2 protein-coding genes are annotated in these 1,392 nt (G+C 38.3%); both read right to left on the bottom strand.

Annotated features, from left to right (window positions below):
* The coding region (locus FHL06_RS13060; protein ID WP_238334054.1) for a restriction endonuclease subunit S at window positions 1-802 on the bottom strand (802 nt) is incomplete at its 3' end.
* On the bottom strand, window positions 792-1,392 hold a 601-nt coding region (locus FHL06_RS13065; protein WP_153387037.1), incomplete at its 5' end, for an N-6 DNA methylase. The genes FHL06_RS13065 and FHL06_RS13060, both read right to left, overlap by 11 nt.

Raw genomic sequence — 1,392 nt, forward strand, 5'->3', positions numbered from 1 at the left:
TTACATCTGAAATTCTTAGCCAACCAATATCACTATCTTTATCAAACCATTTTGGATCTTGGATTGGTCTTGGGCTTGCTCCACGAACAATATTAGCTAATTCTCCTAACTTACGCTCTTCCCAAGCGTCAGCAAACCCTGCAAATCGCAATTCAGGAACTTTTGCGCCATTTTTTGGAAACATTTTTTGCAAGTAGCCTTTTTTCTGTTCCTTGAGTAAATCTAACTTACGTTGATGAAGGGTAATAGTGTCATCAAGTTGTTTGAAGAAAGAACCAATTTTTTGTTGTTCGACTATTTCTGTAACTGGCACTAACATCTCCATAACTTTATTTTTGGAAATGTTATATCGTGAAATACCTTGAGCTAGTAACATAAACTTCTTACGAATCACTGGTGAACGTAACATAAATGCTAGATAATAAGGGTCAAACTCAACCATTGGATGATATCCAAAACAAAAGCTGTTTAGGTAGATATTCTCAGCGGTTTCAAGCCATACAGAAGACATTCCAACCTCCTGCGGTGTTTCTGATGATGTTGTAAAGAATACGTCGCCATATTCAACTTGATGTTGTTTTGAATCAACTTCAACATTTTCAACCATTTCTGAGTTGGAGACAGGACTACTAAAAACGTTCATATAAGTAACAAATTTTGCATTCCCATGCCCAAAGTCTTCTTTAGTTTTTCCACTTAATCCTGTAAAAGTATAGCCCATTTTCCCCAACTTACGCTGTTCCCAAGGATCAGTGAAACCTTTAAATCTTAATTGCGGATATTTAGCTTGGTTATCCTTCATTGTGGGCCTCCGGTTTTGGCTGGTCATTAACGTGGGTGGTCACTAACTGGCTGGCTAATTCATTAAAGACTTGTTCATTCTGACTGATTTCCTGGTCTAGTTGCTTTAGATCAGCTTTAACTTGGTCCAGATCAATCTCGGGTTCCGGTTCAAACGTATCAACGTAGCGCGGAATATTTAAATTATAATCATTCTCTTTGATTTCCGCCGGTGAGGCCACATGAGCATATTTATCGACATCTTGCCGGTTTTGATAAGTGGTCACAATTTTTTGAATATTGGCTGCCGTTAGCTTATTTTGATTCTTGTCCTTTTCAAATTCCCGTGACGCATCAATAAACAAGACGTCATCAGTGGTTTTATGTTTCTTTAAAATCATGATTAACGTTGGAATACCAGTGGAATGAAAAATATTGGCGGGTAGTCCAATAATGGCATCAATCCGGTTATCTAACAGGAGCTTTTGGCGAATCTTGCCTTCTTTAGCACCCCGAAATAATACGCCATGGGGTAAGACAATGCCCATAGTTCCGTGCTCTTGTAAATGATAAAAGCCATGTAGTAGGAAGGCAAAGTCGGCTTTAGATTTA

The sequence above is a fragment of the Companilactobacillus halodurans genome (assembly GCF_009600985.1).
Classification (GTDB): domain Bacteria; phylum Bacillota; class Bacilli; order Lactobacillales; family Lactobacillaceae; genus Companilactobacillus; species Companilactobacillus halodurans.